Raw genomic sequence first — 26,298 nt, 5'->3', positions numbered from 1 at the left:
AATTTACTCCTTCTCAGGCATCGTTTGAGGCATCATTAACACTGGATTTCAATCGTTCGATACGTTCCGTTTTTTGGTAAAGCAATTCCAGCTGTTCCGACATCACCTCCGGAAAATCATGATATAAATAGTCAAACATAGCTTCGGCTGGTTCAGGAAGTATTGCTTTATATGCCTCTATTCCTTCTTCGACCAATTTGTCACATTCCGCCTGCCAATCTTTCTCTTTACTTTCAGACCACCAGTTTTTTTGAACCAAATACGTTTGTAAGCGTTTGATCGGCTCATTTTTCCAGGCCTCTTTGACTTCTTCAGGAGAGCGATATCGTGTTGCATCATCAGCGGTGGTATGGTCTCCAAGACGATAGGTAACCGCTTCAATCAGCGTTGCGCCTTTCCCGGCTCTTGCACGAACAAGCGCGTCTTGCAGGGCTGAGTACAGTGCGCAAAAATCATTGCCATCCACCTGAACAAAAGGAATGCCTGCACCAACGCCTTTTTGAGCTAAGGTTTTGGCGCCACACTGTATGTTCCTTGGAACCGAAATTGCCCACTGATTATTATTAATGATAAACACAACAGGTAACTGCCAGGCACCAGCCAGATTTAAGGCTTCTAAAAAATCTCCTTTTGAAGTACCACCATCACCAATGGTGGTAACAACGGCATTTTCTTCACCTCGTATTTTAATGGCAGAAGCAACACCAACGGCATGAGAGGATTGCGTGGCAATAGGAACACACACAGGAAAATCTTGTGGGTAGCCTCCACTGCACCCTCTTTCATCGCCTCCCCAATACAGTAGTAAATCCCGAATTTTGCCTCCACGAATTAACATGGTAGCGTGATCCCGATAATAGGGAACGAGCGTATCCTGTTCAGTCATTGCCAAGCCAACAGCCACGCCAACGGCTTCCTGACCTAACGATGACGGGTAGGTTCCCATTTGTCCTGTTCGTTGCAATGCGACCGCTTTTTGATCATACAACCGCGTAAGAGTCATCCAACGATAGGCGCTTTGTAATAATTCCGAGTCGTTTAATATCACACCAGCGCGGGCATCATCAGTGATGACTTCCCCACCAGCATTGAGAAACCGCTTTAGTTCAACCTGCAATAACTCTGTCATAAGCTCTCCTTACTCACAAAAGTACGAAGCTCAGTAAAACGAAGCCCTGACTCTATTTTAGTCAAAGTTGCTTTAAACACGTTGCAGAGAACAGCTACCTGAAAATAAACACACATAAAAAAGCCCCGCTTTCAGGAAAAAAGCAGGGCTCTATTCATCAACCAAATTCTGATAACTTATTGTTCATAAAGAATTTAATTCAGACCAAACAAGCCAGCCGGATCAAATAAGTAAATTGAACTTTTATCAAAAATTAATTGTTAAAAATTTTATCAGACTTATTACTTAACAATGTCTTTTAAGTATTGTTTGAATTCACCATTTAAGTCAGCATGACGAAGACCATATTCAACATTGGCCTTCATGTAACCAATTTTACTGCCGCAATCATGGCTCTTGCCTACAATACGATATGCCTCAACCGTTTCAACATCCATTAGCATGGCAATGGCATCGGTTAACTGGATTTCATCGCCAGCACCTAGTGGTGTTTTACGAAGCAATGGCCAAATAAACTTAGAAAGAACATAGCGACCAACAACCGCTTGGTTCGAAGGCGCGTCTTCCCTTTTTGGTTTTTCAACAATACTTGTCATAGGTTTACTTTCACCAACGTCAAGATCTTCGCCACCCAAATCAACCACGCCATACTTATCAACGATCTCTTCAGGAACGCCTTCCACCATAATTTGGCTTGATCGGGTTTCTTTAAAGCGTTGAATCATTGAAGCCAGGTTGTCATTCTTTAAATCACTTGCTGCATCATCAATTAACACGTCAGGAAGCATGACAACGACGTCGTCATCACCAATCACCGACTGTGCACATAAAATGGCATGCCCCAGACCTTTTGCTTCGTTCTGACGCACCGATATGATGGTCACATGAGGAGGGCATATTGCACGAATTTCATCAAGCAACTGTCGCTTAACACGACGTTCCAGCTGGGTTTCAAGTTCAAAACTGGTGTCAAAGTGGTTTTCGATGGAATTTTTACTTGAGTGTGTCACCAGTACAATTTCATTAATACCAGCAGCAATAGCTTCATTCACAACGTACTGAATCAGCGGTTTATCAACCACTGGCAGCATCTCTTTAGGTATTGCTTTAGTGGCTGGTAACATCCTTGTACCAAGACCAGCAACAGGTATAACAGCTTTCATAGTTCAATCCTTAATAAACTCTTATTTCAAATAACGACAGCATACAGAATTAAGCACGAAGTATGCCTAAAATCTCTTTAGTTTTTAATTCCATCAAGGCCGTATCTCCACGACTCTCGACATTTAAACGAACCACAGGCTCGGTATTAGAACTACGCAGGTTAAAACGCCACTCACTAAAACTAACACCGATACCATCGGTATAATCAACGTCTAAAGCCTCTTCTTGATACCTGGTTAATACACGTTGAATGGCTTCTTGAGGGTTCTCTAACTTAGAGTTAATTTCTCCTGAAGAAGGAAACTTATTTATTCTGTCTCTCACCATTGAGGATAGTGATGCACCCTTTGTTGAAATCAGTTCAGCAACCAACAACCAGGGAATCATACCACTATCGCAATACGCAAAATCCTTAAAATAATGGTGAGCACTCATTTCACCACCGTACACGGCATCTTCTTTACGCATGCGCTCTTTGATAAAAGCATGCCCCGTCTTAGACATAATAGGAACGCCACCTGCCTCACTGACAACTTCCTGAGTATTCCAGGTCAAACGAGGGTCATAAATCACCTTTGCTCCGTGATCCTTTTTCAAAAAGGCTTCGGCAAGCAAACCGACAATATAATAGCCTTCAATGAATGCGCCCTGTTCATCAAACAAAAAACAACGGTCAAAGTCCCCATCCCATGCAATACCCATATCCGCATTATGCTCAATAACGGCATCTGACGTTGCACTCCGATTCTCCGGCAGCAAAGGGTTTGGGATTCCGTTAGGGAATGTTGGGTCCGGTTCATGGTGCACTTTGATGAACTCAACAGGGACGCCTTGCTTCTGAAACTGCTGTTCAATCGCATCAATGACATGACCAGCAGCTCCATTACCTGAGTTCACCACGAGCTTTAGCGATTTAAGCTGTGACGTATTTACATACGTTAATAGATGATCAACATAATCGTTCAGAATGGAAAGCTTAGAATACTCCCCTTTGGTCTCAATTTCAGGGAACGAATTCAATTCCGCCAGCCGTTGGATTTCCTTAAGACCCGTATCTCCAGAAATGGGCCTACTGCCTTTGGTAACCAACTTCATACCATTGTAATCTATTGGGTTATGGGAAGCGGTAACTTCAATGCCACCATCAACATCCAAATGGAATGCCGCAAAATAAACTTCTTCTGTACCCACCTCTCCGAGGTCAACCACATCCACCCCCGAGTCCATTAACCCTCTAGCAACAGCCTGCTTCAGTTGCTCACTGGTTGAACGTACATCGCCACCAACTGCAATTTTTTTAGGCTTTAAAAGTTCCCCAAAGGCTCGGCCAACCCGGTAAGCTATGTCATCGTTTAACTCATCGCCCAACTTTCCACGAATGTCGTAAGCTTTAAAACATGTCAATTCAGTCATTTATAAGTATCCGGATAAAAGATTAAGAGCGACCATACCTATCTTCAAAGCGAACTATATCGTCCTCCCCCAAATAAGAGCCAGACTGAACTTCAATCAGTTCCAAAGGAATACTGCCTGGATTTTCAAGCGCATGAACAATACCAATAGGAATATAAGTGGATTCATTTTCAGAAACCAAGAAAGTTTCCTCACCAACGGTAACTTTTGCAGTGCCAGAAACAACCACCCAATGTTCAGCCCTGTGGTAATGCATCTGAACACTCAATTTGGCACCTGGTTTTACAGTGATATGTTTGACCTGATGACGAGTCCCATGATCAATCGAATCATACACCCCCCATGGCCGATACACTTCTCGATTAGACTGCCACTCACTCCGCCCTTCTTTCTTAAGAGTACTAACGACGGATTTTATATCCTGAACAGAGTCCTTGTGTGCAACCAGAACAGCATCCTTTGTTTCAACAATCACAAGATCATCGACACCGACTGTCGCCACCAAGCGACTTTCAGAGTGAACATAACTATTTCCTGTGGATTGAGATATCACATCGCCTTTAAGAACATTACCGTCTGCATTCTTTTTCTCTACATCCCATAAAGAAGACCAGGAACCCACATCACTCCAGCCTGCTGCCATAGGAACCACAACGGCCTGATCTGTTTTCTCCATAACCGCATAGTCAATTGATTCATCCGGACACTTCGCAAATGCCTCATCGTCTAATCGTAAGAAGTCCAAATCAATACTTGAGCCAGCTAATGACTGCTCACATGCTTCGAGAATATCCGGTCTGTGCAACTTTAACTCTTCCAAATAGCGGCTGGCTTTAAACATAAACATCCCGCTATTCCAGTAGTATTCCCCCGATGCCAAATATTCTTCAGCCGTTTTTTGATCAGGCTTTTCTACAAAGCGAGCGACAGAATAACCAAGACAATCATCATCACCCTCAAGAGATACCTCACTACCTCTTTGAATATAGCCATAACCCGTTTCGGGAGCCGTTGCCTCAATCCCGAAAGTAACCAATTGGTTCTCTTCTGCATACGACAAAGCGTGCTTTACTGACTGATGAAATACATCTTTATCTTGAATGACATGATCTGCTGCCAGAACCAGCAAAACTGGATCGTTCCCTTGGTTAAGAGCATTCAACGCAGCCAAGGCAATTGCAGGTGCCGTGTTTCTACCGACAGGCTCAAGGATAATGGAACCCGCAGGCTTATCAATTCGTCTTAATTGCTCAGCAACAATAAATCGATGATCGTTATTGCAAATAACAACAGAGTTATCAGAATTAATCCCAAACGCTTCCAGCCCCGTCAAACGCTCAACCGTTGATTGAATCATCGAAAAAGAGTCACAAAGAGTTAAAAACTGTTTCGGATATTGAGAGCGGGACAGCGGCCACATTCTAGTCCCAGAACCACCAGCCATGATTACAGGTAAAATAGAAGACTTAGACATTCTTTACTTCCTTTTTAACTTAAACGCAGAAAACAAAATACAGGCCATAAAAATACCTAAAGAGTTTGCCAGCAAATCAGTCCATGAAAAAAACCTTTCGGTAAGAATAAGCTTTTGGCATAGTTCAATAAAACCACCTAAAAGCAACAATAACACAATGCCTGCTAATATTTTATCCGAAGGAAAAACGAACAATGCTAGGCCAGAAAGAACAAAAAAAGCAACAAAGTGTAGAACTAGATCAAAGTAGGGAAAAAACAATGGAATTGGCTGCGGGTACAACCCCGCAGCTAAAATACAAAATAAAACACCAGAAAAAACTACAATACCTCTATTAATACGCATTCTTACCAACAAAGCCCTTAAAAACTGTCTTGATAATAATTTTGACATCCCACCAGAGCGTCCAATGATGAATGTAGTGAAGGTCATGTTCAATACGTTTTTCCATTTTTTCTAACGTATCCGTTTCACCACGCCAACCATTAATCTGAGCCCAGCCGGTAATGCCCGGCTTAATTTTATGGCGTCGCATATAACCAGGGATAAGTACCCGATACTCCTCATTATGGGCTACCGCATGAGGTCTTGGTCCAACAATCGACATACGACCTTGTAAGACATTAATAAATTGCGGTAACTCATCTAACGAAGTTCGGCGTAAAAAACCACCAAAAGGTGTTATTCTCATATCATTTTTAGTGGCTTGAGTTACCACTTCCGAGTTTTCACATACCGTCATTGAACGAAATTTATATACTTCAATAGGCCTGCCGTCCAAGCCATAACGGTGCTGTTTAAAAATAACAGGTCCCCTAGAAGTCAGTTTGATGCCCATTGCTATAACTAGCATAGGAATAGCAATCCCCGATAAAATGACCAGCGAACCAATAATATCTTCTGCACGTTTTAGCCAAGCGTTTAAGCCACTCATCGGCTCCCCAATCAAACCAAACGCAGGGATACCATTCAAATTGATCGTCCTAGCATGCAACAACTCAAAGACAAACAAATCTGGCACTACATACACCGAAGCAGTCGAATTAGAAAGCCTATCGAGCAACTCCTGAATTCGAGCCTCTGCCCGCATAGGAAGCGCAATAAAAATACTGTCCAGCTCTCCTGCTTCAGCTTTTTCAACCAAATCAGAAAAACTACCGATAATGTCATTAACTAAGTGATCTGAACCAGAGGCACGTCTGCAATCATCATCCAAGTGCTTATGAATTTTTCTGTCATCATAGAATCCATCTATTTTATAGCCACCCCAACTGCAATACCTAAGTCTGTTCGCCACCTGCTGCGCCAAAGAACCAGTTCCCACGATAGCAACCGTTCGAGAGTTATAGCCTTTTATTCTTAAGTGCCTTAAAGCAACCCGAACCACAAGACGCCAAAAAAGCAATAAAGTAATCGTAAAAATAAACCAGGCAAAAACTTCTGGCCAAGCAAATAAACTGTTTTCAAGTACAGTAAATTTACCTACGATATATACTAAGGCGAAACAAATCCCCCAACAAAGCACGACCTGCTTAGCTTCCGCCCAAAGACTTTCAGAACGCCAAGAACGATAAATCTCAGTAAATTCAGCCATTATTTGATGCAAAAGACCGGCAAGCAAGCCTGCAACCCAGTACTCAAGAGGCACTGTATGGTCATTCAACATACCCAGCATACCAACCGCTGAAACCACTAAAAAAGAATCAAGGAACCTTGATATAAAAACAAACTTGGAAGCATAAGGTTTAATTAACCCTTGTTGACCTTTCACCTGAGCACCTCTCCTTTTGTCACCTGGTTCTTCCTGAAACAGGTCGTATTACAAACATCAAATCAACCAACAAAATCATCCGTAACAACTTTGCGCTGTTCTAGTCCACTTTATCTTCAATATAAATAAGTTATAACCAAGCAATATGAAACAATTGAGAAACAGACAAACCTCATAGCTAAAGTCTGCATTTTTGCCTTACAAACTTGGAAGCACCCTCTTGGAGTGACAACACATTGCAAAACTGTTCTGTCATACCGTATTGCTCAATGACATTTAAAACACCCAAAATTTCAACGCCAGGCTTTGAGGCTATTTGCTGAACCAATCCAACCACTTTCGCTTTATGTTTCCAGCTAACAAGGTCCCAGCCATTTAAAGACGCTTGAACCAATGATAAAGAAACACCCGGTTCATTGCCCCCTAACTCAAACGCCAGCGCCCAGCTTTTGTAATACGCATCTTTTCTGGCTGCATTATCATCTAAAAAAAAGGATAACAATAAAGCCTGATCAGAATAGCTGTAGGGCCAATAAGGCCTGACACTCTGACTGTCAGTGAAAAGATTCGTGTAGGCATCAATTGCTTCATTTCTACAAGTCGCCTCATCCGTCTCTTTATTTTCATTGTTTGATTCAGCAACTTTCGAGCCTGAACTATTTGCACATTCAGCATAATCATTCCAAATGCCTAATCTGCCTGCAATTTGAAGATAATCAGGATTAAAAGGGCTAAAAAATAAAACCTCTTTCATTATCTTGCGAGCATGGTTAATTCTATCTGGGCTCAGGCTGTGCACATTTTGAGACCAAAGCCTCTCTCCACGTTCAACTTGATGAACTTTCACATCCATGATCAAGTCCTTAAAAGAATTCAATAGCAGCACGGATAAAGTGAAAATAACACCATAAACCAACGTATTTTTTTTAGCTCTAAGCACCCTCAACGAAACTCCGCCATTAAACAGTAAACTGAGAAGCTGATATTTCTAAAGGCATACCTTTGACCAAATTTAGTGCTTCATTTCCACCCACTACCTCTGAAGCCTTTGCAAAGCCTTGGTCTAAATTACATGGCCTGCGAACTACATGATGAGCATCACTTGCCAAAATGGTTATCAGTCCAGCCTCTAACATTCGAATTGAAATCAATTCCGCCTGCTCTCCGAAGTTGCCAATTAAAGATCCGGCCGTCACTTGAAATAAACACCCCAAGTCGACCAAAGGCGCTAACTTTTCATACCGTCTCATCACATCCTTATTTCTCTCAGGATGAGCAATCATTACTCGAATGTTTTTAGACAAAAGCCAACTGATAATTTTATCCGTGCCAAGCGGAATATTGCTGTGAGGTAGCTCGAGCAATAAAACTTTTTGGCCGTTTAACTCACCTAAAAAAGGTAACTCCCCTTCCATAAAGGCGTTAAGAATATCCGGGCTGATCCTTACCTCACCAGCAAACCCAACGGTTAAAGGTATCGAGGCGTCGGCCAAAGCTTTCTTATACTCAATAACATGGGGCTCAATGGTTGATTTCGTGTTATCCCATCGCCCAGGATGAACATGAGGCGTTAGCACTGCATGGGTCACACCAGATTGAACCATTTGTTGAGCTAACGCCAGTGACTCCTCTAAGTTAGAGGGGCCGTCATCAATACCTGGCAATAAGTGACAATGTAAATCAATCATAAGACTAGGCTGCAGACCGACCTTTTTTCAAAGTTTGTCCTTGTTCACTTAACCCTTTTTCGTAGTTATAACTGTAGTAATCGTCATACACTGGATTTTTATCCATATCTACTTTATTCAATACAACACCAAGTATGGGGGCATCATGGTCTCTAAAGCGCTTCAATACAGATTGAGCATGAGGAGCTGGTGTTGAGTCCGCTTTAACCACAAACACCAACGCATCGGCATAAGATGCTAACACCAAGGCATCACTCACTGCGCTTCCAGGAGCAGAATCAATGATGATTCGATCATAGTGCTCTGACAACTTAGTTAATACCTGATTAAAGCGTGACGAAGAAATCAGCTCTAAAGGATTTGGAGGTATCACACCAGCAGGTATTACATCGATACCCAAGTCTTCATTTTTATGGATACAACTCTTTGGCTCATCACTTCCAGAAACTAAGTTGGACAAACCTACAGACCGCTTGTCCATTGACAAGCTGGCAGCCAATGTCGGTCTTCTCATATCCGCGTCTATCAGAAGAACTTTTTCCATTTGGCCCATAGCCAAAGCCAGGTTCAAAGCAACGGTAGACTTGCCTTCGTTTGGCTGGGTAGAGCTAACCACAATAACCTTATGAGGGTTATCTATTCCCGACAGCATTACACTTGTACGTATGGTGCGCATGGCCTCAGTAAAACCTGGATGCTTACCAGAACTAAATGCATCAACAGCAACTTTTGATTTATTGCCTTTAATTAGGGGAAGTGTGCCTAAAAGAGCTGTTTTTAATTTCTGTTCAACATCCTCTACGGACTTTACAGCGCTATCTAATACATCCAATAAGATCACAAATACAGCAGCTAACCCTAAACTGCATACCAAAGAGATCATAACGATCAGTTTTTTCTTTGGTTTAATAGGCAAACGAGGCGCAACAGCCGAGTCTACTACACGCGCATGCGCCGTCTGCAGTCCTTCTGTCTCTCCTGTCTCTTTAGCTCGATTTAAGAACAATTCATAAAGATGACGATTACTCTCCACTTCACGACTTAGTTCACGAAGCTTCACTTCCTTACTATTCATTATCTGATATTCTTTTCGAGCATCATCCAACTGCTTTTTTAGGTCTGCAGCATTTTCCTTCGCTGTTAAATAATCAACCTTAATTCCCCGCGCGACTCGAATTACTTGCTGCTGCAATAGGCTCAATGCAACATCAACTTCAGAAAGTGCCGAAATCATCTTCGGATGCTTAGGGCCATAGCGTTTACTTAACTCTGCCACCTTAATTGCAGCTTCATTGTGGCGCTCTTTCAAGCGATGGATTAGTTGATGTTTTAATATACTTGGCTGTGCCATTAACTCTTCAAAGCTTGGGGTGCCACCCAATGACTGGACCTGTTTATAAATAGACTCTGCAATGGCGCGATTCTTACGAACCTCGATATAACGTTGAGTTAATTGCTCTAGCTCTTCAGTACCAAAGTTTTGTATTCCTGAAACATCAATCAACCCCTCTTGAACTCGGTAATTTTGCAACTCCCCTTCTGATCGCTGCAATTTCTGTTTTAATCCATCTAAACGCTCAGTCAGCCAAAACACCGCTTTTTTATTTGCTAGAAGCTTAGCCTCTAAGTGACTTTCAATAAAAATATCAGCCATAGTATTCGCTACCAAAGATGCAACTTCTGGGTCTCGAGACTCGAAGCTAATATCGACTAGCTGTGTTTTACGAATAGGGCTAATAATTAACGACTTACGAAACTTCTCAACGACCAACTGTAATATCTGCTCTTCAGAGACTTCTGCATTCTCAACTTCAACATCTATAGGTAGATAAGCCTTCCAATCAAACGATTTCTCCTGGATACGAGGGTCAAACAATGGATGTATTGTAAGATTCAAGCGTTTAATTACTCTTAATGCTAATTCGCGAGACTTCAAAATTTCAAATTGAGTTAGAAAATACTCTTTTCCCGAAGTATTTAAACCATAAACATCTTCAATTGACAGTACCTTAGATTGAGAGTTTTCAATTAAAACCCTCGACGTGGCCTTATAGATAGGCTTTAGAGATATAACAACAATAGCCACAGAAATCGTTACAAAAATTGCAAAACTAATAATTTTCCATTTACTTTTAAGCAGCAACGTCCAGTAATAGCTCAAATCAATGACTTCAGCCTTCTCAGCAGAAATAGAGCCCTGTTGATTGCTATTTTCTAGTTTTGACATAATTTACAACCCAACCCTATACACTCATTACTAACTTTTATTTTCTGTCTGTTTATCAATGAAGTACGCCCTAAATCAGTTCTAAAGAACTACAGCAACCTTAGAAAAAACTTTGCTCAACTGTAATGATATCTCCTGGCTTTAAAGAACCACTTAATGATACCTTTTTTGGAGTATTCGTTGGATCAGAGTCAGAAATGATGAAAATATTCTTTTTAGATGCTCGTTCGGTAAACCCCCCTGCGAGGGATACAGCTTTGCGGACTGTTAACCCGGGTTGGAACGAGAATCCACCCGGTTTCTCAACCTCACCGTTTATAAAAAATTGGCGGTACTCAACAATTGTTACAGATACTTTTGGATCAACCAGGTAATCTCCCAGCAACCCTTGAGTTATATAAGTTTGTAACTGTCCAACTGTTAGACCAAGTACTTGAAACTCTCCCAGGAATGGAAAAGATAGGGTTCCTGCATCGCTTAAACGGACCTCTCTGGTAAGATCCTCCTCACCGTAAACTTGTACTTTAATCAAATCGCCTGAACCTAATGAATATTCAGACAAACCACCGTGCACATTTGCCGATTGAGCATTCGCTTGCGGAGAGAATAAACTCAAAGAAAATGCGCCAATCAACAACAAAAACAGAATTAAAAGAGTCTGAAGATAATTAACGATTATTGTAGGGGTACCCATTAGATTTCTCATATTTCAATTAGTTCTTTTAGCTCTTTAGTCTTCTATAAATTAAAGAGATGCCTCTATATGTAAGGCAACTATGTTACGAGTGAAGTCTTCTCCTTCTTGATTTGAGTCTCGTTCTTCATAAGTAAATGATGTACCAAGAGTTAACCAACGACGCATCTCATAATTCACACGTAAGCTATAATCCAATAAATCATCTTCTTGCTTGTTGACATCGCCTTTATAATCTTCAATAGAGTAGTTTGTCGATAATTGCGTGTTAAAGCGGTCACTCCAAGCATGCTTCCAAACTAATCCAAAATCTTGGCCATCAATAAAATCACCTGAACCATTAGATTCATCTTGACGACGCCCCGTATTGATCGTTAAAGATGAGTATGCTTTAGGCGACCACTTGACAGCTACCGACCAATCAAAACCAGAGAAATCATCACGATCTGAATCATCAAAATTCTTCTCTGCGTAGCCAAATTTAACAGTACCTTCGGTTTTACCTGTAGCCAGCCAAGTAACACCCACTAACGCTTTAACAAGCTCATTATCTAACGTATCAGTAGAGCCGCTCACGCTGGTAGGATCGTTTTTATAATCTACATTGGTATAAGCCAACTCAAATAAAGCATCAGTGCTTCCACCGATATCCCAGTAGAATGTCTCAGCCAGCTTAATATCTTCCCGATCGCGACCTCTAGTTTGGCCTCGATGATTGGTAAAACGTACGTCTAAATACTCAAGCGCTGTTACTAAACGGCCTTTGGTACGAATTCCACCAAAGGTATAATTAGCACCAAGGTTAATCTCTTGAAACTCATCTGGACTATCATTATTAAACGTAGCGGTACCTTGACTAAAACCAGTTCCTCGATCTTCGTGCGTAGCAGAATAACCTGCATTTACTGCTAATTTATGCCGCTGATTTAGTTCCCATTCGGCGTCAGCATCTAAATGGTGATCTATGTAATTATCATCCGTACTGTTTTCGTAATAACCTGCTTCTAACTGGTACCCTAGCGAATAAGCGTGTACACCATTATCAGCCTTAGCTTGCACGCTTGGAGATATCACTGAAACCCAAGAATTTTTCTCATCACTCTCTTGCGAGAAGATATTGTCGTTATACTCTTGGTCAGACATAACAATTGGCGCTACTTTAAAGATACCTACATCGACGGTTGCAGGTTCTCCAGCTTTTGCAACTGAAAAACAACCAAAAGAAAGAGAAACCAAAGCGAAACTACAGATCAATGAATTTGAGGAAAACGAACTCAAACAAAAGTTAGAGCGATCAGACATGAATCAATCCTTTGAATATAATGAAAGAACGGGAGCATTCTATGTGAAATTAAGTAACATCTCACTAGAGGTAGTCTATTTTATTTGTAAGAACAACACCATTATCACACTATTTAATGGATTGATCATTCCATTTTTTCAACAATGTAAGACTTCCGCACAACAAATAAAAATTTAGCTAGCTCTAGCTAGCAGCTAGATCAGAAGGGAGGGTAGAATACCACTTACGATTTTCGCTTGAACTTCTCTCTTAACAACATCAATGCGAATAAACTGTTTGTAATCGCATAACGTTTCCACATACGTCGCGGTTCTTGAAGCACTCGATAAAACCATTCTAAGCCATAGTTTTGCATCCACACAGGAGCTCTATTCACCTTGCCGGCAACCACATCAAATGTACCACCAACGCCCATTACAAAATCAACACCTAGCTGGTCTTTCCACTTATTGATAAATTTCTCTTTCTTAGGGGATGTAATGGCTACAAACAACAACCGAGCACCGGAGTCTTTAATTTTCTGAACAACCAGCTCTTCATCATCCCAAAAATAACCATGATGATAACCAGCGATTTGCAAGCCATCGTACTGCAATAAAACATTCTCAACTGTTTTCGCTACAACATTCTCTTCTGCACCTAGTAGAAATACAGAAAAACCTCTCTCAACACTCATATCCAAAAGATTGTGAAACAAATCCACACCAGCTACACGTTCAGGTACTTTATGGCCCATGAAACGCGCTCCAAGCACAACCCCCATACCATCAATATTAATAAGGTCACACTCTTTAATAGATTGGGCTAGCTCTTCATCTTTACGCATATTAATTAACTTTGCGACATTAACCACCACGTGCTGAAGAAAGTCTTTTCTCTCAATACGATCCGCAATCAGCGACACAGTATCAGACATGGTAGCGCTGTCCATTGGAGCACCTAAAAATTCGATACGATCCATCATAATTTCCTTATAATACCCCTATTAAAATAAATAAAAGATACATTCAAAATTCACTTAAGAAAGAAGAGTAAGTTTATGGGTAGGTGAACTTATTATTTAAATTTAAGAAGTAGATTTCTTAACATCGTATATTAAAAGACCATACTGTCCCGTTTTTATGCCTCTTTTAATAATTTTCGCAGGATTGCCAGCCACAATAACGCCGCTTGGAACATCCTTAGTCACTACCGAGCCAGCACCAACTATTGAACCGGCGCCAATTGTTACTCCAGGCATAATTACCGATGCAGCGCCTACAAAAGAATTCACCCCAATAAAAGTATCCACATGAATCCCTCTTACAAAGCAATGACTCAAAATGACAGCATCAAACGCCACATATGCTCCATTTGCAATATGAACACCACCAGGGTTTGTAAAATCTATTCGAGACTTAAGAGAAACCTTAGCCCCTTTAGAGATATTGACACCACGAAACCGCAGGTAGCTTAAATAAATCCAAATCAAAATCTCTCTAATGTAAAACAGTACAAATCGCCTAACCATGGTCTTTCACTTCCATTAACGCTTGATCAAAAGAGTTCACAATTGACTTTTTCTTAAACTTATCAAAAAAACCATTTTCATGAAGCTTTGATATATTTTCTACATAGTCTGACCGCATACTCACCAACTCAGTAATACCTTTTAATATAGATTTTTTTACACTAGGAATCACTTTCACACCAATATCAACTTCATCAAAGTATCCATCAACTCCTTGATTCTTTGAATATAAAATAGGAACACCAGCAAAAAGTGCTTCAATATAAACCATTCCATATGTCTCTGATGTTGTTGGCATTAAAAAAGAATGATACTGCGAAATCACTTCAGTTATTCTCTCGTTATCAACTTGCCCCATCAAGCGAACCCTATTATCAATACCCAGCTTCTGTAATAGTTTCCGAATACTCTTTACAGATTTAAAAGAACCAACACCATAAATATCCAGACTCCACGACTCTTCATAACCAGATAAAACTTCTAATAAACAAGGAAGGCCTTTAAGTCGATATAGATCTAGGTTAAAAACACTAACAAAGTTTATCTCATTACTCGTCGGACTGCAGGGCAAAGTATTATTTGTAACCACCGGAAGCAATACTATAGAACTACTATTACAGTTCAACTTTTGTTCTACATATTCACGAATCCAAGGACTTGCTGGAAACACTATATGTGCATCGTGATAAACATCCCTATAAGTGCCTTGCAACTCTGGCTTTAATTTAATAAATTTTTTATCAGTTGACCCCCAAAGAGAGACTCCGTAGCCCACACCAAGGTTTATTGCAACATCCTTTGCAATAAGCCCTTCCACAGTCATTTTATGCGCGACGATAAAATCAACTAGGATAGATTTACTTTTAATATAATTTTTAATTTTACTAGCTAACCGCCTTAGAAAAAACCTAAGCATCAACCCCATAGGCGGTGAGAAGTAAGATATTGAAACGCCATTTTCCATTTCCTCCCACTTTTCTAAATGCGGACTTGAACACCGATTTATTGAGATGATAAAATGATCATGGTTACTTTCACTAATAAGCAGCTTAACTGCTTTTGTTTTATTCGGCTTAAACACATCAGGATAGTCCGCAGTAATATTTAATATTCTCAACTTACCTTCTCCCTTTCGACAGCATTAAAGGCGACAAAAAGCGCTACAGTAGTAATATTGACTAGTCCATTAAACGCACCAGATTCAAGCAAGCCGTTGTAAAGAACGTAGACAATCAATGCCATTTGAATTTTTGTAATATTCTTTTGACCAACAAAGAATAAAATAAATGATGACATCATAATTAGTCCACCCACAACTCCAAGATAGAGAAGTACCTGAAGTATCATATTATGAGCATGTGAAGCAGTAAACCCAATGGCGTATTCATATACAGGAAGCACAAACATACTGGAGCCATAGCCATAACCAATCAAGGGTTTCTCTAGCAATAGATCCGTAACCACTGACCAAATATAAGTCCTTCCAGTGAAGGTTAAAATCTCATCAAGATTACCAGACCGAGATAAAATAAGGAGTAAGTCCTCTAAAAAAAACATAGACCCAATAATACAAATAACCCCTATTAAAAGAACCAAAGCGTAAATTTGTCTATAACGCCAACTAAAGGTTACAATCCAACTTCCAATAATCGCCATAAGAAAACTAGAGCGATTCAGACTCAAAACTAAAGCTGCAAGCGAAAGGATAAGAAGCCATTTATAAAGCCTTCCTGTTTTCCCCTTTACCATAAAATACACCGAAAGAATGACCCCTAAACACGCTATTCTACCTAGGTTATTTGCACTGCCTGCTATACCAGACATGCGCCCCCCTTCAACGTAGACATCAAACTCCCAATAAGAAATCTTTCCAACTTCAGGAATAAAAAAATAAAATAAAAACGACACACAAATAAAAATGAAAAGAGCCTTAGCCATACACGTAAGAAGCTCATCTGTACCGTTAAGCGAAGCATAGGAGGTTATAAATAAAAAATACGACAATAAAGAGAAAGAGGCTACCAAAGCATAAGCCATATTAGGCGCCCAAAAACTAGACAAAGTAAAACCAACAATCAAAAGAAGAACTGCCTTATTATGAAGGTATCTAAAAGTTACCCCTGTTTCCCTCTGAAGAAGCCCACCTAACATAAAGATCCAGCAATACACCAACAATTTTAAAACGACCTGAGTATCTAAACTTTTATCATCATATGATCTAACCCGAAAAACAGCATCTACAACAAATATTGCAATTATCATCAAAAGAGACATCCACTCCCTCTGAGTAGCAGGGACTCTAACCTTCACACCCCCTCCTATTACCTACAGAAACAACCCTAAACAATAAAAAGTATGAAGGTATAGCCGATAACATTAGAACAAAAACAACCAAAATAAAGTCTGCATCTATAAGATAACAACCCGCTAAAACAATAAAAAGCAACACTAAATCATAAAACCTAGCTTCAGATAGCTTTCTCACATTACCTTGCTTTGTTGCAATTCCCTCTAATAAAAGAGGCATCCAATTTAAAAGCATATAAAGTGAAAACACTAAAACATCGGCAAAATTTAGATCAAAGCTATCAGAGTAAAGAGTTTCAAAAATCCTCTCTCTCAGTAAGGAAACAATTACTGCGACCCCCCAAAACATCAAAAAAGCCAACCTAAGAAAAGCTAAAACTTCTTTTCTCTCATCCACCCCGTACTTCAAAGACAACCTAAAATCAACCTCCTTGGGGCGAAGAAAAGTTGATACGACATTAAATATTGTTCTAAGTGCATAAAACCCAGCAGCCATTTTTGGTTTATACAGAGACATAAAAACTACAGGAGCATGAGATAACATTGAATTCGCTAACCAATAAAGACAGGAATGGAATTCTCCAACTCCCTTACCAAACTCTCCCCTTCTTCCAGAAAAAATAAATCGAATAAAAGAAATAACAAACAATATTAGCATTGCCACGCACATAGAGAATTGCAAATAATCAACATCAAGAAAACTACTTAAGCAATAATTAATCGAGACAAAAAAGAAAAATAAAACGCTAAATAATGGAGACTTTATATACGAACCTTTTTCAATAAAAAAGAAACGATAATAATCAATACCTAAATATACAGATATAAGAAAGGTAGCAAATACAACGATATCGGCATAGGCCGTCTCATAGTAATAACAGATTATACCTAAAAGAGAAAAACAAAGATGATAAACAGATAACCCAGCTACCGTATTTTTAGAAAACTTAATAACTCCCACAGCCAAAGCATTTACAAAAACAAATTTGATAAAGCCATAAACAAAAAGAGCTATAGTTACACCTAATACAAAATTATTGAACGCCCCCTCAGTTCCATATTTTGCCACACAAGAACCCAGCAATATATTTGCACCAGCAAAGAAAAAATGATCAGCGTATTTGGCAAGCTTATTTATCACTGCGAAACCTAATCACCTTTGCAGGAACACCAGCACATACTGCGTAGTCCGGCATATCCTTAGTCACAACCGATCCAGCAGCTATAATTACGCCACGCCCAATATTGACACCAGGCATGATCATAACTCGAGTCCCTATCCAGACGTCATCACCAACAACAACACCTCTTTGAGGCTGATGGCCTTGTAAAGCCATAGGTATATCAGTTCTGTCAAACTCATGAGAACGAGTTAAAATCTTTACATCAGGAGCCATCATCACATAATCTCCAAGAACTAAAGGCCCCTGCAAGTATGAATTTGGCCCAATCCCTGAGTTATCACCCACCCGGATACCTCTGCCATTTCCAATATAAGCACCTCTATCAACAACCACATTGGAGCCACACTTATCCACAATCCTGCTCAGCAGAAAAAACCTAATTGCATTCCCCCAATAAAATCGTCCCCCGATAGACGGAGGTAATATTTTGTAACTAAGATAATAAATAGCTAACATTAACTTACGCATAGAATCACCTATAAAACACCACGTGAATCTATTACCACTTTCGCAGCAAACTGGACTCGATCGGCTGATTTAAACTCTTTATGATCGACAAGTACAACAACTACATTCGCTTTTTCTAATGCACTCTCTAACGTTACTAATTCGACCTCTGACTGGATTAGGGTTTCTGGCATCTCACTGTCATTTATATTCGGCTCTACAACCATGATTTGCCCAACATCTGATTTAGCCAACTCTTCTACAATTTGAAGTGCAGGGCTTTCACGCAAATCATCAATATCAGCTTTGAAAGCTAAACCTAAGCAAGCGATAACAGGTTTCTTAAACTGATCTGCAGCTTCTGTTATTTTATTAACAACGTAATGAGGTTTAGCATCATTGGTAAGGCGTGCTTGCTTAATGATTTTTGCTTCTTCAGGGCAACTATCAACAATAAACCAAGGATCTACAGCAATACAGTGACCACCCACACCAGGGCCTGGATTTAAAATATTTACCCGAGGGTGACGGTTCGCAAGCTTAATCAACTCCCAAACATTAATTTTTAATTTGTCACAGATAACTGAGAGTTCATTTGCAAATGCAATATTGACATCACGGAAAGAGTTTTCTGTAAGCTTTGCCATCTCCGCTGTACGTGAATTTGTTATAATACATTCGCCACGCACAAATGTTTGATACAACTCAACAGCTTTTTCACTACAAGCTTTACTCATTCCGCCAATAACACGGTCATTACTTACTAGCTCTTGCAGAACATAACCAGGCAAGACGCGCTCTGGACAATGAGCTACCTTGATATCTGCACTATCACCTTTATCTTGCGGGAAGCTTAAATCAGGGCGAGCCTCTGCCAACCAAGCTGCTAATTTTTCAGTTGCCCCTACTGGTGATGTAGATTCGAGTATTACTAAATTACCTTTTTCTAATACAGGAGCAATCGCCTGTGCAGCAGATTTAATGTAATCAAGGTTTGGTTTATGACTACCATCTTCACTGTGCTTAAAAGGAGTAGGTACAGCAACCATAAATGCTTCAGCAGGCTCAGGCTTAGTCGTAGCTTTTAAATTACCTGTAGAAACCACACCCCGAACAACGATATCTAAATCCGGCTCAACAATATGTATACAACCATTATTTATCGTATCAACTGCATGCTGATTCACATCTACGCCAATAACATTAATGCCTCTTGAAGCAATAACCGCAGCGGTAGGCAATCCAATATAACCCAATCCAATCACGCTAACAGTTTTAAAACTGATCTCTTGCTTCATTACATTATTTCCCTATTAAGATTTAAATTTTGTAAAAAGTCTGCAATACGTTCACTAGCCTCACCATCACCATAAGGGTTATGAGCAAATGACATCGCTTTATATGCATCAATATCATCTAGCAACGAAATAACATTTTGTTCTATTTTTTCTTGGCTTGTACCTACCAGTTTCACTGTACCTGCTTCTACCGCTTCTGGTCTTTCTGTAGTATCACGCATCACTAACACAGGCTTACCTAAAGAAGGGGCCTCTTCTTGTACACCACCAGAGTCAGTTAATATCAAATAGGCTCGATTCATTAAATAAACAAAAGGAAGGTAATCTTGTGGCTCAATCAAATGAACATTATTAAATCCAGATAAAATTTCATTCACAGGTTTCTGCACATTAGGATTTAAGTGAACAGGGTAAACAACCTGTACATCATCACGTTCAGCAATTGTACTGATTGCTTTACAAATATTTAAAAAGCCACCACCAAAGTTCTCTCTGCGATGACCGGTAACTAAAATCAGTTTTTTTGTTTCATCTATAAAATCGAACTGCCTTGCCATAAGAGCAGCAATATTGTCATCAGATTGGACTTTATTAACTACCCATTGAAGGGCATCAATTACCGTATTACCAGTTACTAACGTAGTAACAGGATCGACATTCTCTTGTAATAGGTTATTTTGAGATTTTTCTGTGGGAGCAAAATGATAGTTAGCAACTAGGCCTGTTACACGACGGTTAAACTCTTCAGGCCAAGGCGAGTACATATTATGTGTTCTTAAACCAGCTTCTACGTGACCTACCGAAATCTGCTGATAAAATGCAGCTAAAGAGGCTGTAAAAGTTGTTGTTGTATCACCATGAACAAGAACCACATCAGGCTTTTGCTCTTGAAATACAGACTCTAAGCCCTGTAATGCTCTTGAAGTTAGCCCTCCTAAGCTCTGCCCTGGTAGCATAAGGTCTAAATCAAAGTCAGGAGTAATTTCAAACAAATCTAAAACCTGATCAAGCATTTCTCTATGCTGAGCTGTTACACAAACCTGAACCTTAAACAAATCAGGCCTTCGTTTTAATGCGTGAACAACAGGAACCATTTTAATCGCTTCAGGACGAGTCCCAAACACAAGCATTACTTTCACCATACACTCCTTGTATTAACTACTCAGCGTTTATGCAAAGACATCATTATTAATAACATTAAATAAACACAGTGTTCCAATATACCATACAATCACCACGCTTAAATACCCAAACCTGATACTTTACTACACACAAATATACGTAAGAGATATCTCAACAATCATGGCAAATGTCTGCTTTTGTTGAAGAAAAATTTAAGTTAGTATTCACACCAATGAGTTCAACTCACTTTTGTAAAAGGAATTACCGATGAATCCATTTGTCAAATACACACTTGCGGTTGCCATGGGTGCCGTTCCTGCTGTTCAGGCTTCTGCAGAAGAAGCAGTAAATGCTGACCAAGCAAATGAGTCAGCGGCAGAAGAGTTAACTTCAGCGCAAAAGTCTGCCATCGAAAACTTCAGTCAGGCGCTTAACTCAGCCATTGAAGCAAACAAGAGTGACGATCAAATTGCAGAGCTAATTGCTGAAGCGGTTAGCAAATTCCCAGAGTTAACTTCAATCATCCAAGAACTGTCTTCAGCGATGGAAATTTCAGGTGACTTAATTGCAGCTGCCATCATCCAGGGTTTACCAACAACCGCCTCAGGTAATGAAACACCAGTCCAGTTCAGAGCACCAACCATCGTTGCCAGAAGTGGCGGCGGCGGCACTTCGACTGCAAGTGGCGGTTAATGTATTTGGAAAGTTTTACTATTTGATGAAATCCCGGTTCTCCGGGATTTTTTATTTCACCCCGCTCATAACCTCCTTGACGACCCATGCCTCTGAATACCTCAAAAGCAATCAAGCCAAAAGACACCACCCTCTTTTATATATTTTTAGCTTTAATCATCTGGCTTCCTTTGCCCTTAGGCAGTAATCGTCCTTGGGCGTGGCACTTAATGGAAGTAATGAGCTATTCTCTGGTCGCCGTCTGGGGTTACCATTACATCCAGCAAAAAGTTGAGTTACCAGTCGTATTCTCAAAAAACAATTGGTTAATTACAGGCTTATTAACTTTCGCTGCCATCATTCTGCTTCAAATAATCCCATTCCCAGCTTCGCTCATTGAGTTATTAAGGCCTGTCAATAAAAGCGTTGAGCCAGGCAATTGGATTACGCTCTCAATCGACCCCGTCATCAGCTGGCTTCACATAAAACAGACACTCGCTTATACCTGCTTAGCGTTTTTGACCTTAGCGCTCATCAATACCCGAAAACGTCTAAAAGTACTTGCTCTCGTATTTGTCATATCAGGTGCTCTACAAGCACTGTATGGCAGCTTAATGACACTCTCCGGGATTGAATTTGGCTTCTTTTTTAAGAAAGAAGCCTTCCATGGTGTAGCCACAGGAACGTTCTGGAACAGAAATCATTTAGCAAATTATTTAATTCTTTGCCTAGCAATGGGGACAGGGCTGTTGCTGTCTGAGCTTTATCAAACACAATCAACTACTTGGCGTGAAAGAAGCCGTCGCATCTTAGCCTCATTACTGGGTAACAAAGCGAGAGTAAGAATAAGCTTAGCTATTATGGTAATCGCCTTAGTCTTGACCCATTCTAGAATGGGCAACACGGCGTTCTTTTTTAGTTTGATCGCTTCGGGGATCATATGGTTGGCCGCAACAAAACGGTTTACCCGAGGCAGCATTGCTTTAATTATCAGCCTAATCGTTATCGACACCATGATCGTGGGCGCCTGGTTCGGTATTGATAAAGTTGCAGAACGTCTGGAAGGCACCGCCTTTAACAAAGAAACCCGTGATGAAGTGAACAGGGACACATTAACGCTCATCCAGGATCAGCCTTTATTCGGCACAGGCGCGGGAAGTTTCTACACCGCATTTCCGCAGTATCGCCAAGCGGACATTACGCTATATTACGACCATGCTCATAATGACTATTTACAGTTTGTAGCTGAACACGGCTTGATTGGTGTGATTCCGTTAATCTCCATCGTTATAGCTGCTCTGGTACTTTCAGTACAAACCATGAGAAAGAGAAAAACGCTTCAAATGCAAGCAATGGCTTTTGCACCGCTCATGTCGATCATCGCAATGCTACTTCACAGTACGGTTGATTTTAGCCTGCAACTACCTGCCAATGCGGCATCATTTGTGATTGTGCTTTCATTAGCCTGGGTTGTTCGGTATATGCCCCGATCAGCAAAAGCCTAAGATACTCACAATTAAGGCGCCAACTTTTCTTTCGCCATTTCAAAAGCCACTTGATCTGGCGATTGGCCTTCTTTGTGAGCACGACAAAATACAGAAAGAAGCGTCCTTGATAATCGATCGATATCATCATTAATCTGATCCATGGATTTCCCCCCGATTCTTCCCGAGGCATAAATCAGTCCGCCGGAATTAATTACAAAATCTGGCGCATATAAAATATCTTTATCCCACAACATTTGACCAACAGAGTCTTTCAGAAGCTGATTATTTGCGCACCCCGCTATCAATTTACAGTTGAGACGAGGAATTAACGCCTCGGTAATCACACCACCCAAACCGCATGGTGCGAGCACATCACATGGCTCCATCAACACTTCACTTACAGGCGCAACAAACACACCATGTTCATTGATGGCCTTTCGTGTTTTTTCCTGATCAACGTCAGATACAATAACTGTCGCGCCTTGATCAATCAGCTTTTCCATCAAACGATAGCCCACATTGCCTAACCCTTGAATCGCAACAGTAGCTTTACTCAAAGGGATGTTCAGCTCATCTTGCAGGGAAAATTTAATGCATTGAAAAACGCCTTCAGCCGTATAAGGGGATGGATCACCTATGCCCGAATGGCTCGCCACAAACTGTGTTTTGGAATGAATGACATCCATATCCTGGACATTCGTGCCAGAATCCATTGCGGTAATGTATCTGCCATTCAGTGTTTCAATGAATTGACCGAATTTTGCAAAGAGTTCGGTCCGGTCATAAGGTTCCGAAGGAAGCATAATTACAGATTTGCCACCGCCGTAAGGGACACCTGCCATTGCAGCTTTATAAGTCATCCCCCGTGCTAATCGAGCGGCATCCACGGTTGCTTTTTCCACATCGTCATATTCGACAAACCGACACCCCCCCAGCGCAGGACCAAGTTCAGTACTGTGCACTGCAACGATGGCCTTCAACTTATCATGTTGAAATAAATGCAATTCTTGCAGTTGATGTTCACTCATTACATCAAACATGTAGCTACTCCAAATCCCAGACTGAACATTTCAAGAAACTAAGGATCTACACTGAGTTTAGACATCAGAGTTAATAATTGTGCAATAAATTGTAAGCAGGCGGTCTGCAAAGATAGATAATTGGTTGCACTCTGAAATTCTTTTTGGATAATCCTTCGGCTCCCCTACTGCATCCAGAGCAAGGCATGACACAACCCCTGTACAACAATGTGATCGATCAGGTTTCAGATATCCAGATCCTATATAAAGACGATCATTTACTCATGGTCTCCAAACCCGCTGATATGTTAACCGTTCCAGGCAAAGGTCCGGAAAAAGCGGACTGCATGATCTCCCGCCTTCAAAAGAACTGGCCAACCGCGAAAGTGGTTCACCGTCTGGACATGGCAACATCTGGAATATTAGTGGTCGCTTTAACACCCACGACTCATCGTGAATTAAGTCGACAATTTCAGGACCGACAAACAGAAAAACACTACATCGCAGTGGTGGACGGCAATTTGCAGACGCATTTGAACACAACAGAAGGAACGGTCGATCTGCCGTTAATTACCGACTGGCCGAACAGACCAAGACAAAAAGTCTGCTTTCAGGATGGCAAACCATCCCAGACCCTTTGGCAAATCATCGATCAACAAGCAGACAGAACCCGAGTCAAACTTACCCCGATCACCGGCCGGAGTCATCAATTACGAGTGCACATGAAAGCATTAGGACATCCCATCATTGGTGATAACCTCTATGGCTGTGAAGATTCAATTGCTAAAGCGCCCAGGCTACTACTCCACGCCAAGCAACTGACCGTGACTCATCCAATCAGCAATGAACGACTCTCTGCCCAGATGGCCCCTGACTTCTAACAAGAAATAACTCATCTATACTTGGTTCATACTTAATTAGTTAACCCATCAACTAATCAACCAAGGAAGATAAAATGCGGCAACGATTCAGCTCCACCAACCATGGCCAAGCATCTCAAATAGGCTATAAAGAGCTATTCGAAGTTCCGACAGACGATGGCATCCCTTTGATTGTCACGCGTAAACTGCCGCTTATTCAAAAACAAAACTTAACGCCTATCTTGCTGATTCACGGGCTGGGTCAAAACAGACACTTCTGGGATTTACCAGGCCGGTCTATGGCTGACTTTCTGGTTTCCAAGGGGTTTGATGTCTTTATCGCCGAACTCAGAGGGCATGGTTTAAGCCGTGCCAACGGAGCGCCCTACCCAAACAGCTTTGAAGAGTACGTGGATTACGATGTCCCCGCGCTGATCCATTTTATTTGCCAACGCACCCAGCACCCCAAAATTTACCTTATTGGCCACTCTCTGGGAGGTGCGATTTGTTACGGAGCTTCATCCGAAATGCAAAAGCAGTTAAAAGGCTTTATCTCCGTTTGTGGGCCATTCAATTTTGGTAAGGGAACCAAAGTCATTCGACCTCTCGCCAAACTGTATAACTGGCTCAATAACAGCTGGATAAATAAAACCCTTAAAATGACCCGTTTATTTCCCCGCCACCTGAGCATTGATTTAGTCGGCGTGTTAACACACCGGGCAACCCCCTTCTTAGATAATCATAAAAACCGGTGGTTTGCCCCCCTTTGGGTTCCTGGGACTATAGAACCAAATCATCTATCGCAATTATTACTCACTGCGTTTGATCGAACCGGCATGGCCGTTTTCTCTACTCTATTAAGCTGGGCTTCCGAAGGACGATTTTTAAGTACTAACCGACAACACGATTACGAACAGTCCATCCGGCAAATCACTATCCCGGTATTATTTTTATCTGCTGATAAAGACAAAGTCGTACCGCCAGAGTCCATTGCCGGAGCGTACGACAAAATAGGCAGCATTGATCGCCAATGGCGAGAATTCGGAAAACCGGAAGACCATCGACACTTTGGCCACATGGACATCATCTGCGGAAGCGATGCCCCCCAAAAAGTTTGGCCTGTCATCAGTGACTGGCTACTCAAAAGAGAGCAATAATCAACCACTCTGTTTACTATTTAATCGACCACCAAACACTTTTGTTCGAACTTTATACAAGCCGTTAAATTAAATCGTTTTTTATTAAAATTCACGTTAAAAACAGTTGACACTAAACAAGGTCGTCATTAATATACGCGCCAACTTGATGAGTTGTTCCTCGATAGCTCAGTTGGTAGAGCAGTAGACTGTTAATCTATTGGTCGCTGGTTCGAGTCCAGCTCGAGGAGCCATTTCGGAGTGTAGCGCAGCTTGGTAGCGCAACTGGTTTGGGACCAGTGGGTCGGGGGTTCGAATCCCTCCACTCCGACCATTCTTTCTCATCAATTCCCCTGTGATGGAATCACAATTTCTTAAGCATGAAGCTTAGTC

The 26,298-nt window shown here is 41.0% G+C and carries 23 protein-coding genes, 2 tRNA genes and 1 pseudogene; 6 read left to right on the top strand and 20 right to left on the bottom strand.

Annotated elements, in window-relative coordinates:
- Positions 1 to 13 precede the first annotated feature (13 nt).
- From pdhA to wecB, 19 genes and pseudogenes are all read right to left on the bottom strand, one after another.
- On the bottom strand, positions 14 to 1,129 hold the full coding sequence (gene pdhA, locus ABD744_RS02265; protein WP_344795032.1) for a pyruvate dehydrogenase (acetyl-transferring) E1 component subunit alpha: 1,116 nt from the start codon (positions 1,127 to 1,129) through the stop codon (positions 14 to 16).
- 281 nt (positions 1,130 to 1,410) lie between these two features.
- Complete coding sequence (gene galU / locus ABD744_RS02260) at positions 1,411 to 2,292, bottom strand: UTP--glucose-1-phosphate uridylyltransferase GalU (RefSeq protein WP_344795030.1); 882 nt, start codon at positions 2,290 to 2,292, stop codon at positions 1,411 to 1,413.
- A 49-nt stretch (positions 2,293 to 2,341) separates the two neighbouring features.
- On the bottom strand, positions 2,342 to 3,706 hold the full coding sequence (locus ABD744_RS02255; RefSeq protein ID WP_344795028.1) for a phosphohexomutase domain-containing protein: 1,365 nt from the start codon (positions 3,704 to 3,706) through the stop codon (positions 2,342 to 2,344).
- 22 nt (positions 3,707 to 3,728) lie between these two features.
- Complete coding sequence (locus tag ABD744_RS02250) at positions 3,729 to 5,180, bottom strand: mannose-1-phosphate guanylyltransferase/mannose-6-phosphate isomerase (protein ID WP_344795026.1); 1,452 nt, start codon at positions 5,178 to 5,180, stop codon at positions 3,729 to 3,731.
- Between the two features lie 3 nt (positions 5,181 to 5,183).
- Positions 5,184 to 5,525 (bottom strand): VanZ family protein, encoded by a 342-nt coding sequence (locus ABD744_RS02245; protein ID WP_344795024.1) that lies wholly within the window; start codon positions 5,523 to 5,525, stop codon positions 5,184 to 5,186.
- Entirely contained in the window at positions 5,515 to 6,951 is a 1,437-nt protein-coding gene (locus tag ABD744_RS02240) for an undecaprenyl-phosphate glucose phosphotransferase (protein ID WP_344795022.1), read from the bottom strand. Before ABD744_RS02240 ends, ABD744_RS02245 begins: the two co-directional genes overlap by 11 nt.
- A gap of 178 nt (positions 6,952 to 7,129) precedes the next feature.
- Complete coding sequence (locus tag ABD744_RS02235) at positions 7,130 to 7,804, bottom strand: hypothetical protein (protein WP_344795020.1); 675 nt, start codon at positions 7,802 to 7,804, stop codon at positions 7,130 to 7,132.
- Positions 7,805 to 7,910: 106 nt separating this feature from the next.
- The gene (locus ABD744_RS02230) at positions 7,911 to 8,639 is read right to left on the bottom strand and encodes a tyrosine-protein phosphatase (protein ID WP_344795017.1); all 729 of its coding nucleotides are present in this window, start codon (positions 8,637 to 8,639) and stop codon (positions 7,911 to 7,913) included.
- 4 nt (positions 8,640 to 8,643) lie between these two features.
- Positions 8,644 to 10,866, bottom strand: a complete 2,223-nt coding sequence (locus tag ABD744_RS02225) for a GumC family protein (RefSeq protein WP_344795015.1) — start codon at positions 10,864 to 10,866, stop codon at positions 8,644 to 8,646.
- Between the two features lie 100 nt (positions 10,867 to 10,966).
- Positions 10,967 to 11,560: a polysaccharide biosynthesis/export family protein gene (locus ABD744_RS02220; RefSeq protein ID WP_344795013.1), complete on the bottom strand. Its 594-nt coding sequence runs from the start codon at positions 11,558 to 11,560 to the stop codon at positions 10,967 to 10,969.
- 51 nt (positions 11,561 to 11,611) lie between these two features.
- The gene (locus ABD744_RS02215) at positions 11,612 to 12,862 is read right to left on the bottom strand and encodes an outer membrane beta-barrel protein (RefSeq protein WP_344795011.1); all 1,251 of its coding nucleotides are present in this window, start codon (positions 12,860 to 12,862) and stop codon (positions 11,612 to 11,614) included.
- A 224-nt stretch (positions 12,863 to 13,086) separates the two neighbouring features.
- The gene (locus ABD744_RS02210) at positions 13,087 to 13,824 is read right to left on the bottom strand and encodes a WecB/TagA/CpsF family glycosyltransferase (protein ID WP_344795009.1); all 738 of its coding nucleotides are present in this window, start codon (positions 13,822 to 13,824) and stop codon (positions 13,087 to 13,089) included.
- 105 nt (positions 13,825 to 13,929) lie between these two features.
- Positions 13,930 to 14,334, bottom strand: a complete 405-nt coding sequence (locus tag ABD744_RS02205) for an acyltransferase (protein ID WP_344795007.1) — start codon at positions 14,332 to 14,334, stop codon at positions 13,930 to 13,932.
- Positions 14,335 to 14,365: 31 nt separating this feature from the next.
- A complete protein-coding gene (locus ABD744_RS02200; protein WP_344795005.1) occupies positions 14,366 to 15,490 on the bottom strand; it encodes a glycosyltransferase family 4 protein in 1,125 nt (374 codons plus the stop codon).
- The gene (locus tag ABD744_RS02195) at positions 15,487 to 16,683 is read right to left on the bottom strand and encodes an O-antigen ligase family protein (RefSeq protein ID WP_344795003.1); all 1,197 of its coding nucleotides are present in this window, start codon (positions 16,681 to 16,683) and stop codon (positions 15,487 to 15,489) included. The genes ABD744_RS02200 and ABD744_RS02195 overlap by 4 nt, the downstream gene beginning before the upstream one ends.
- Entirely contained in the window at positions 16,673 to 17,821 is a 1,149-nt protein-coding gene (locus tag ABD744_RS02190) for a hypothetical protein (RefSeq protein WP_344795000.1), read from the bottom strand. The genes ABD744_RS02195 and ABD744_RS02190 overlap by 11 nt, the downstream gene beginning before the upstream one ends.
- Position 17,822: 1 nt before the next feature.
- Positions 17,823 to 17,975: pseudogene (locus ABD744_RS23135) on the bottom strand (DapH/DapD/GlmU-related protein); the annotation flags it as partial.
- A gap of 365 nt (positions 17,976 to 18,340) precedes the next feature.
- Positions 18,341 to 19,609: a UDP-N-acetyl-D-mannosamine dehydrogenase gene (wecC, locus tag ABD744_RS02180; protein ID WP_344794996.1), complete on the bottom strand. Its 1,269-nt coding sequence runs from the start codon at positions 19,607 to 19,609 to the stop codon at positions 18,341 to 18,343.
- Positions 19,609 to 20,748, bottom strand: coding sequence for a non-hydrolyzing UDP-N-acetylglucosamine 2-epimerase (gene wecB, locus ABD744_RS02175; RefSeq protein WP_425562111.1), 1,140 nt, complete (start codon positions 20,746 to 20,748; stop codon positions 19,609 to 19,611). The genes wecC and wecB overlap by 1 nt, the downstream gene beginning before the upstream one ends.
- A 250-nt stretch (positions 20,749 to 20,998) precedes the next feature.
- Between wecB and ABD744_RS02170 the strand changes: the two genes are divergently transcribed.
- Complete coding sequence (locus tag ABD744_RS02170; protein WP_344794992.1) at positions 20,999 to 21,424, top strand: hypothetical protein; 426 nt, start codon at positions 20,999 to 21,001, stop codon at positions 21,422 to 21,424.
- 86 nt (positions 21,425 to 21,510) lie between these two features.
- Positions 21,511 to 22,908: an O-antigen ligase family protein gene (locus tag ABD744_RS02165; RefSeq protein WP_344794990.1), complete on the top strand. Its 1,398-nt coding sequence runs from the start codon at positions 21,511 to 21,513 to the stop codon at positions 22,906 to 22,908.
- A gap of 11 nt (positions 22,909 to 22,919) precedes the next feature.
- On the opposite strand, the gene ABD744_RS02160 is transcribed toward ABD744_RS02165, so the two are convergent.
- On the bottom strand, positions 22,920 to 23,930 hold the full coding sequence (locus ABD744_RS02160; RefSeq protein WP_344794988.1) for a Glu/Leu/Phe/Val family dehydrogenase: 1,011 nt from the start codon (positions 23,928 to 23,930) through the stop codon (positions 22,920 to 22,922).
- Positions 23,931 to 24,115: 185 nt separating this feature from the next.
- On the opposite strand from ABD744_RS02160, the gene ABD744_RS02155 reads away from it, so the two are divergent.
- The 4 genes from ABD744_RS02155 to ABD744_RS02140 all read left to right on the top strand — a co-directional run bounded on the left by ABD744_RS02155 (position 24,116) and on the right by ABD744_RS02140 (position 26,239).
- On the top strand, positions 24,116 to 24,790 hold the full coding sequence (locus ABD744_RS02155; RefSeq protein ID WP_344794985.1) for an RluA family pseudouridine synthase: 675 nt from the start codon (positions 24,116 to 24,118) through the stop codon (positions 24,788 to 24,790).
- A 74-nt stretch (positions 24,791 to 24,864) separates the two neighbouring features.
- Entirely contained in the window at positions 24,865 to 25,926 is a 1,062-nt protein-coding gene (locus ABD744_RS02150; protein WP_344794983.1) for an alpha/beta fold hydrolase, read from the top strand.
- Between the two features lie 157 nt (positions 25,927 to 26,083).
- Positions 26,084 to 26,159: transfer RNA gene (locus tag ABD744_RS02145), tRNA-Asn, on the top strand.
- A gap of 3 nt (positions 26,160 to 26,162) precedes the next feature.
- Positions 26,163 to 26,239, top strand: a tRNA-Pro gene (locus ABD744_RS02140).
- Positions 26,240 to 26,298: the final 59 nt, after the last annotated feature.

Origin of the sequence: Litoribacillus peritrichatus (assembly GCF_039537985.1) — a bacterium.
Lineage (GTDB): Bacteria > Pseudomonadota > Gammaproteobacteria > Pseudomonadales > Litoribrevibacteraceae > Litoribacillus > Litoribacillus peritrichatus.
This window is presented reverse-complemented; position numbering and strand designations above follow the sequence as displayed.

What these genes read in the sequence shown, in the direction of transcription:
- ABD744_RS02165 (WP_344794990.1), top strand. Translation starts at nt 21,511, where the DNA reads ATGCCTCTGAATACCTCAAAAGCAATCAAGCCAAAAGACACCACCCTC.
- ABD744_RS02245 (WP_344795024.1), bottom strand. Translation starts at nt 5,525, where the DNA reads ATGCGTATTAATAGAGGTATTGTAGTTTTTTCTGGTGTTTTATTTTGT.
- ABD744_RS02225 (WP_344795015.1), bottom strand. Translation starts at nt 10,866, where the DNA reads ATGTCAAAACTAGAAAATAGCAATCAACAGGGCTCTATTTCTGCTGAG.
- wecC (WP_344794996.1), bottom strand. Translation starts at nt 19,609, where the DNA reads ATGAAGCAAGAGATCAGTTTTAAAACTGTTAGCGTGATTGGATTGGGT.
- ABD744_RS02210 (WP_344795009.1), bottom strand. Translation starts at nt 13,824, where the DNA reads ATGGATCGTATCGAATTTTTAGGTGCTCCAATGGACAGCGCTACCATG.
- ABD744_RS02150 (WP_344794983.1), top strand. Translation starts at nt 24,865, where the DNA reads ATGCGGCAACGATTCAGCTCCACCAACCATGGCCAAGCATCTCAAATA.
- ABD744_RS02170 (WP_344794992.1), top strand. Translation starts at nt 20,999, where the DNA reads ATGAATCCATTTGTCAAATACACACTTGCGGTTGCCATGGGTGCCGTT.
- pdhA (WP_344795032.1), bottom strand. Translation starts at nt 1,129, where the DNA reads ATGACAGAGTTATTGCAGGTTGAACTAAAGCGGTTTCTCAATGCTGGT.
- ABD744_RS02235 (WP_344795020.1), bottom strand. Translation starts at nt 7,804, where the DNA reads ATGGATGTGAAAGTTCATCAAGTTGAACGTGGAGAGAGGCTTTGGTCT.
- ABD744_RS02220 (WP_344795013.1), bottom strand. Translation starts at nt 11,560, where the DNA reads ATGGGTACCCCTACAATAATCGTTAATTATCTTCAGACTCTTTTAATT.
- ABD744_RS02215 (WP_344795011.1), bottom strand. Translation starts at nt 12,862, where the DNA reads ATGTCTGATCGCTCTAACTTTTGTTTGAGTTCGTTTTCCTCAAATTCA.
- ABD744_RS02160 (WP_344794988.1), bottom strand. Translation starts at nt 23,930, where the DNA reads ATGTTTGATGTAATGAGTGAACATCAACTGCAAGAATTGCATTTATTT.
- galU (WP_344795030.1), bottom strand. Translation starts at nt 2,292, where the DNA reads ATGAAAGCTGTTATACCTGTTGCTGGTCTTGGTACAAGGATGTTACCA.
- ABD744_RS02155 (WP_344794985.1), top strand. Translation starts at nt 24,116, where the DNA reads ATGACACAACCCCTGTACAACAATGTGATCGATCAGGTTTCAGATATC.
- ABD744_RS02230 (WP_344795017.1), bottom strand. Translation starts at nt 8,639, where the DNA reads ATGATTGATTTACATTGTCACTTATTGCCAGGTATTGATGACGGCCCC.
- ABD744_RS02255 (WP_344795028.1), bottom strand. Translation starts at nt 3,706, where the DNA reads ATGACTGAATTGACATGTTTTAAAGCTTACGACATTCGTGGAAAGTTG.
- ABD744_RS02250 (WP_344795026.1), bottom strand. Translation starts at nt 5,180, where the DNA reads ATGTCTAAGTCTTCTATTTTACCTGTAATCATGGCTGGTGGTTCTGGG.